The 6289-nt window shown below is 55.1% G+C and carries 7 protein-coding genes; 2 read left to right on the top strand and 5 right to left on the bottom strand.

What is annotated here, in order from left to right; genetic code table 11:
- Window positions 1–75: 75 nt before the first annotated feature.
- The 4 genes from EII23_RS05465 to EII23_RS13135 form a co-directional block, all read right to left on the bottom strand.
- Window positions 76–756 (bottom strand): AAA family ATPase, encoded by a 681-nt coding sequence (locus EII23_RS05465; RefSeq protein ID WP_124792376.1) that lies wholly within the window; start codon window positions 754–756, stop codon window positions 76–78.
- 241 nt (window positions 757–997) lie between these two features.
- Window positions 998–1471: a Cd(II)/Pb(II)-responsive transcriptional regulator gene (locus EII23_RS05460; protein ID WP_124792375.1), complete on the bottom strand. Its 474-nt coding sequence runs from the start codon at window positions 1469–1471 to the stop codon at window positions 998–1000.
- 43 nt (window positions 1472–1514) lie between these two features.
- A complete protein-coding gene (locus tag EII23_RS05455; protein ID WP_124792374.1) occupies window positions 1515–1802 on the bottom strand; it encodes a hypothetical protein in 288 nt (95 codons plus the stop codon).
- Window positions 1803–1918: 116 nt separating this feature from the next.
- Window positions 1919–2089 (bottom strand): hypothetical protein, encoded by a 171-nt coding sequence (locus tag EII23_RS13135; RefSeq protein ID WP_221620366.1) that lies wholly within the window; start codon window positions 2087–2089, stop codon window positions 1919–1921.
- A 27-nt stretch (window positions 2090–2116) separates the two neighbouring features.
- On the opposite strand from EII23_RS13135, the gene EII23_RS05450 reads away from it, so the two are divergent.
- A complete protein-coding gene (locus EII23_RS05450; protein WP_221620365.1) occupies window positions 2117–4513 on the top strand; it encodes a heavy metal translocating P-type ATPase in 2397 nt (798 codons plus the stop codon).
- Between the two features lie 168 nt (window positions 4514–4681).
- Here the strand turns inward: EII23_RS05450 and EII23_RS05445 are convergent, their stop codons facing one another.
- Entirely contained in the window at window positions 4682–5248 is a 567-nt protein-coding gene (locus EII23_RS05445) for a hypothetical protein (RefSeq protein WP_124792372.1), read from the bottom strand.
- Window positions 5249–5471: 223 nt separating this feature from the next.
- Between EII23_RS05445 and EII23_RS05440 the strand changes: the two genes are divergently transcribed.
- Entirely contained in the window at window positions 5472–6272 is an 801-nt protein-coding gene (locus tag EII23_RS05440; protein ID WP_124792371.1) for a Fic family protein, read from the top strand.
- Window positions 6273–6289 lie beyond the last annotated feature (17 nt).

Raw genomic sequence — 6289 nt, 5'->3', positions numbered from 1 at the left:
TTTTGCCAACCCGCCAAGCTGTCGGCGGATTTCATCCGCAATCGCCAGCTTTAGCTGTTTCCGATACCACCGGCTTTAGCCGGTGGAGCATTCATTGTCCGGCTGGGGGCGGAGGAAAAAGTCCTTGAAGAAGGGGGCCACCAGCCGAATGGTCTTGATGATTTGCTGATACTCTCTGGAGTAATTGTTTTTCAGCAAATAAAGGAAAGCTGCCAGATTGGACGCGTCTTCTCTGAAATACACGTTGTCGTTGAGTCCATGGCGCTGCTTGATGGGTGAGCTTTCACCTGTGTCATGAAAATGATAGACAACCCATCGTTTCATTTTGGGTATCGTATAACTGTATATGGCTTGACTTGTACCAATGTTTTTATGAAATTTTGTTTCAAAGTGTCCGGAATTTTCGTCCCAATCACCTCGCATATTCCACCACAGGCATTCTTTGGAAAACATCATCCTGTTGTCATTTGTCGGTTCAAGGACGAACTTGTATCCATTATTTCCAAAATACAATTCAGTGGAGATTTGTTTTGTCACTTTGCGGCCAAAGTAAAGCACAGAATCAGGGCCGCCGTTTTTGCTGATATAGTGTTGAAGCCTGCCTTCAAGAAGTTCACGAATCATCTTGAAAAAACTGATAAAATTTGACTTCCCCGCGCCATTGGCTCCGATCAGCACATTCAGGCCGTTGTTCAGAGTGAGGTCGCAGTCCCGTATGGATTTGAAGCCGCATAAAACTATGCGCGACAGGCTCATGCCGTCCTCTCTTTGGCCCGTGCCGCCTGTTGCCCGGCCGTGGCATGGAGATGGTGTACAAAATCAAACCGCACAAGGAGATTTTGGACTTGAGTTCTTATGCCCGTACTCTCCGCCCAGATGCTATCCTGCCCGAGCCAGTCCTTTCAGGCAAGGCTGTCCGGCAGGCTGACAAAAGCGCCTTCTGCGCTCAAGCCGTTGATAGTGCGCCGAAATCTGGAGCCTTCAAGATCTGACGCCACTATTTGATTTTCTTCACGTTTTTGTTTGCCGTGTCTGCTTTTGCCCGGCAGCGGAAGTTTTCGCAATACGGGCATCCGTCAGCCTCTGTCAGGCTTTCCAGAATGCCGCATGTGCCCTTTCTTTCGCCGGAACACTCGTGCAGCAATTTTTCCAACTGTTCTTTGAGGCCAAGCAATGACGCGATCTGGTGGGTCACATTGTCGATGTGCTTTTCAACCAGGGTGTTGATCCAGCCGCAATCCGCCCTGGGCTTGTCTTTGAACGCCAGAAGCTCCCGGATTTCCGAAAGCTTCATGCCGTGACGGCGGCAATGCATGATGAACCGCAGCCGCTCGATATCTTCATCGCCATAGAGCCTGTAGTTTGCGCCTGTACGCTCCGGCTCACGCAACAGACCTTCCTTCTCGTAAAAGCGTATCGTGACGACCTGACACCCGGCCAATTTTGCAAGTTCACCAATTTTCAGCCGCATGCATTCCCTCCAAGATATATAGTAACTATAGGTTTTCCGTCTGTCAAAATGCCGCTGCCCACGCCGCGTCAGCGCGCAATATTTTGACATTTTGTAAGATTCTTGCCGCCAGTACGGAATCTGTATCAACCGTAGCGTCAAGCGATGTCATTTTTTTTCTCCATTTAAAAAAAACCTTGACCCTATACCGGCTATAGGCAGCAATCTTTACATCAGGCTGGTGGTCCGGAAAATATTTTTTGAAATCTGCCTGACCCTGCAGTTCCTGCGGGCGCCAGTTTTGACGAAAAGAAAGATGACCGGGCAATACCGCCGTAAAATTGCACACCATACCATATTCGGAGAAAATCCATGACTGTAGCTACAGCACTTTGTCCCTGCGGCTTGCAGCATCCTGTCGGCTATGTTTGTGAAAAAGCTGTGGGGCAAAGCCATGCGCATAAGGAATCATGCGGATGCGGTCACAAGCATGACCGCGAAACGGCACACGCCCTGAACCATGAGTCCGCTCACGGCGAATCGTGCGACCATGATCACGGAAGTTGCAAGGGACACGACCATGCACATGACCGTCATGCCCGCGGCCACTCGCATGAGCATGGCGGTTGTTGCAGCCATGACCGTGCCGCCCCGCAGCCGGTGGGCATGCCGTCTGTCGGTGAGTCCTCTGATACACGCGCCGTTTACCGGATCATGAACATGGATTGCCCCATGGAAGAAAGTCTGATCCGCAAAAAGCTGGCGGGCATTCCCGGCATCAGGAACCTTGAGTTTGACCTGATGCAGCGTGTGCTTGCCGTTGACCACGAATTGCCCACAACAGAACCCATTGTAGCCGCGCTGAAGGCCATCGACATGGCGCCGGAACCCGTCAGCGGCAAGCAGGGCTCCGTGGCCGTATTTGCGGTCAACGGCATGGACTGCCCGGTGGAAGAAAACCTGATCAGGACAAGGCTTGCGGGCATGCCCGGCGTTTTGGGGCTTGAGTTCAACCTGATACAGCGCATCGTGAAGGTACGCCACGAGCCTGCGGCTCTGCCCGCCATTGCGGATGCTCTGACATCCCTGAATATGGATGCCAGACTCATGGATGCGGAAACCGGGGAAACCAACGTCATGCCGGATGCGCAAATCCCCTGGGCCAGGCTTGCCATTGCCGGGGTGTTTGCCGCTCTTTCCGAAGCCTTCGAGTTGATGGCCGCATGGAAGGTCAGCCCCTTTGGCAGTGACCTGCACGCCTGGAAAATTGACGGTATCGGGGTCATGGAATGGCTTCCCGTGATTTTCGCCGTGCTGGCCATCATTTTTGCCGGATTTTCCACATACAGAAAGGGCTGGCTTGCTGTTTCCCACCTCAATCTGAACATCAACGCGCTCATGTGTGTGGCCGTTACCGGCGCGGTCATGATCGGGCAGTATCCGGAAGCCGCCATGGTCATGGTGCTGTTCAACCTGTCCGAAGCCATTGAAGCCAAGGCTCTGGACAAGGCCAGAAAGGCCATCAGGAACCTGCTGGCCCTTGCGCCGGAAAAGGCCACGGTGCTCCGTGCCGATGGGACATGGGCGGACGTGGACATCCGTCAGATAGCGGTTGGCAGCCGTGTGCGGGTGAAGCCCGGTGAAAGGGTCGGCCTTGACGGCATCATCGTACACGGGCAATCCGCCATCAATCAGGCTCCCATCACGGGCGAGAGCCTGCCGGTGGAAAAGACCGTGGGCGATACCGTGTACGCGGGCACCATCAACGAATCCGGTTCCTTTGAATTCGCAGTGACGGCAACCGCCACCAACTCAACGCTGGCCCGCATCATCCATGCCGTGGAAGAGGCGCAGGGCAAACGCGCGCCCATACAGCGTTTTGTTGACCAGTTCGCCAGGTATTATACCCCGGCAGTGTTCCTGACCGCTATTCTCGCCGGCGTCATCCCGCCGTTGTTCATGGGCGGCGTGTGGGCAGAATCCGTGTATACCGCGCTGGTTCTGCTGGTTATCGGTTGCCCCTGCGCTCTGGTCATCTCCACGCCGGTGAGCATTGTTTCCGGCATGGCTGCCGCCACGCGCTACGGCATTCTGGTCAAGGGCGGCACGTTTCTGGAACAGGGACGGCTGCTCACGTGGGTGGCTCTGGACAAAACCGGCACCATCACTCACGGCCAGCCGCGCCAGACGGATTTTGTGAACCTCGGCAATGGCGACAGCGCCGAGACCGTGACCATTGCCTCCAGCCTTGCGGCCCGCTCCGACCACCCCGTATCGCGGGCCATTGCGGAAAACGCGGCGGCAAATGCTGTGCCCCTGCGTGATGTGGACGATTTTGCGGCCATTCCCGGTCAGGGAGTCAGCGGCGTGACAGGCGGCCAGAAGTGGTATCTCGGCAACCGCCGCATGGTGGAAGAACTGAAAAAGTCTTCGGCCCCACTGGAGGAGCAGATCTCCGCCCTGGAAAAGGAGGGCAAGACGGTCGTGGCCCTGGTCGGCGAAAAAGGCGTGCAGGGCCTGTTTGCTGTGGCCGACACCCTGAAGGATTCCAGTATCGAGGCTGTTCAGGAGCTGAAAAAGCTTGGCGTAAAGACCATGATGCTCACCGGCGACAATGAGCATACGGCCAGGGCCATTGCCGGGCAGGTGGGCGTGGACGGCTTCAGGGGGAACCTTTTGCCGGAAGACAAGCTCCGTATTGTGGAAGAACTGGAAGCGGCAGGCGGCAGGGTGGGCATGGTGGGTGACGGCATCAACGATGCCCCGGCTCTGGCCAGGGCTCATGTGGGCTTTGCCATGGCGGGCAGCGGCACGGACACGGCCATCGAAACCGCCGACGTGGCCCTGATGGATGACGATTTGCGCAAGATACCGCGTTTTATCGGCCTGTCCAGAGCTACCCATGCGATTCTGGTGCAGAACATCATTTTTGCCCTTGGCGTGAAAGCTCTGTTCTTCGCCCTGACCTTCATGGGGCTGGCAACCATGTGGATGGCGGTTTTTGCGGACGTGGGCGCGGCTCTGGCCGTCATCGCAAACGGTCTGCGGGCCATGCGGAAGTAGTGGAGCAGTCAGACTGGAGCGGGCCGCTTCGAGCAGAAGCGGCCCGCTCCAGTCTGTTCAGAACAAGTCAAAACCAGTTCAGATCAGTCCCTCACCACAACTTCCACATTGGGGCCAAAGCCTTTTGTGGCGGCTTCCGGCGTATTCTCGTCCACCTTCACCTTGTTCTCATTCGGTATTTCCTGCTGGCCACAGGGAATTGTCCGTAGCGATGTTTCTGAAGAAATCCAGAAACCACAGCGGATTCCAGTGTTTCTCCGGCAAAGTGGCGCCGCCGCCCTCGGCATGGGCCGTGATGCGCTCGCCCGATGCGTAGCGAATGTGCAAATCCAGCAGTTCGCCCAGGGCAGTGTCCCTTTTGGCGTGCCCGTTGAGGCGTGCGATACCGCGCAGTTCAATGAGTTCCTGCAGGGCCGGGAGCGTGGCAGAGGGCACAGTGCCCGCCACCCGCAGCCCGGCGTTCTGGCACTGTATCTCCAGCACAGCGCTGTCTTGCGATTTTTTCAGCGTCAGTCGCCAGATTCCCTGCGGGTACGGCTGCTCGGCATCGGGAACAAACATGCCGTTTTCCGAATGGCCGATTTCGTCATTCCAGGCAAATTGTACGGAAAATGCGACAATATCTTTGGATACAGTGCTTTGGGGCGCATCCCTGCGGGAAGTGTCCACCACAGCCCCGTCAGGTTCGGGTTCCGCACTGGCGGCAGCCCACCCCGTCAGTGTCATGATCACCATGCACCCCCATGCTATTATCGTCTTCCGGTTCATCCCGCCTGCCCGGCATGCGTGCTCTGTAGAGAAGTTCCAAATTCCCGAAAAAAGCGGCAGAGCTTCGGCCTGCCGGACTTCACCGCCTGACCGGACAGTAATGGGTTTGCTTTCCGTATGCAATGTCTTCCCCTGGCGGTTTTTTTCTCGTAGTGTTTGGGCAGGCAGTACATGACGGGCCAGAGATGATGTGACACGGGCAGAAAGTGAACGGCAAAATCAAGAGACACGTGGCGCCATGAAATCTGACATGAAGGACAATCTGAACGGGATGTTCTGGGAGACTGCCGGGCGGAACTTCAACATTCCCCATGCTGGCAACACCCAAAATGCTGTGCGTGTTTTTCAGAAAAATATCGCCCCCATCACATGGCATTGCATGACAACCCTTGAAGGCAATCCCACAACACTGCCGCAGACAGAAACAATCCTGAAAGGGCAATCGGTCAGCGGAATACGTATTGACCAGTTGATGCAGGTGAAAAATTACGGTGATGGAGCAAAAAAACTTGTGGAACTGCTTTCAGAAGGCACTTTTGCCCTGGACGCACAAACAGCCAGTATTCTCCATGGGTATGTGGGGAAAGAAGATGCGTTGACGTGGGGAAAGTTCAGGGATTCCGATATTGCCATTGGAGGCGTGGAGTACATTCCGCCAAGCCATGAAAAGCTCCCCCGCATTGCCGAAAAAGGCTTTGCGTTTCTGCGCCATATGGCGGAAGCAAAAGAATCCGCCATTGCCGCCTTTCTTTTCATGTCACGTTCACAATTTTTTCATGACGCAAACAAGCGGACTGCATCGCTGATGATGAATGGACTTTTGCTCCAACGCGGCTATTATCCGATAACGGTCATGAATGAAGATTCGGAAGAATTTCATACCAGATTGTCCCGTTTTTACAATTCGGGCGATGCCACGGACATGATGGAATTTTTTGAAAAGGCGGTTGAAAAGAATTATCAGCCTCAAGGTTGTTCTGTTGAGAGATAAGTGCATCTGCTCTCCGT

This window comes from Desulfovibrio sp. OH1186_COT-070 (genome assembly GCF_003860215.1).
Lineage (GTDB): Bacteria > Desulfobacterota > Desulfovibrionia > Desulfovibrionales > Desulfovibrionaceae > Desulfovibrio.
The sequence above is the reverse complement of the archived record's forward strand: the minus strand, read 5'-3'. Positions and strand labels throughout refer to the sequence as shown.

What these genes read in the sequence shown, in the direction of transcription:
- EII23_RS05465 (WP_124792376.1), bottom strand. Translation starts at nt 756, where the DNA reads ATGAGCCTGTCGCGCATAGTTTTATGCGGCTTCAAATCCATACGGGAC.
- EII23_RS05460 (WP_124792375.1), bottom strand. Translation starts at nt 1,471, where the DNA reads ATGCGGCTGAAAATTGGTGAACTTGCAAAATTGGCCGGGTGTCAGGTC.
- EII23_RS05455 (WP_124792374.1), bottom strand. Translation starts at nt 1,802, where the DNA reads ATGGTGTGCAATTTTACGGCGGTATTGCCCGGTCATCTTTCTTTTCGT.
- EII23_RS13135 (WP_221620366.1), bottom strand. Translation starts at nt 2,089, where the DNA reads ATGGCTGCAACAACCGCCATGCTCATGCGAGTGGCCGCGGGCATGACG.
- EII23_RS05450 (WP_221620365.1), top strand. Translation starts at nt 2,117, where the DNA reads ATGCCGTCTGTCGGTGAGTCCTCTGATACACGCGCCGTTTACCGGATC.
- EII23_RS05445 (WP_124792372.1), bottom strand. Translation starts at nt 5,248, where the DNA reads ATGGTGATCATGACACTGACGGGGTGGGCTGCCGCCAGTGCGGAACCC.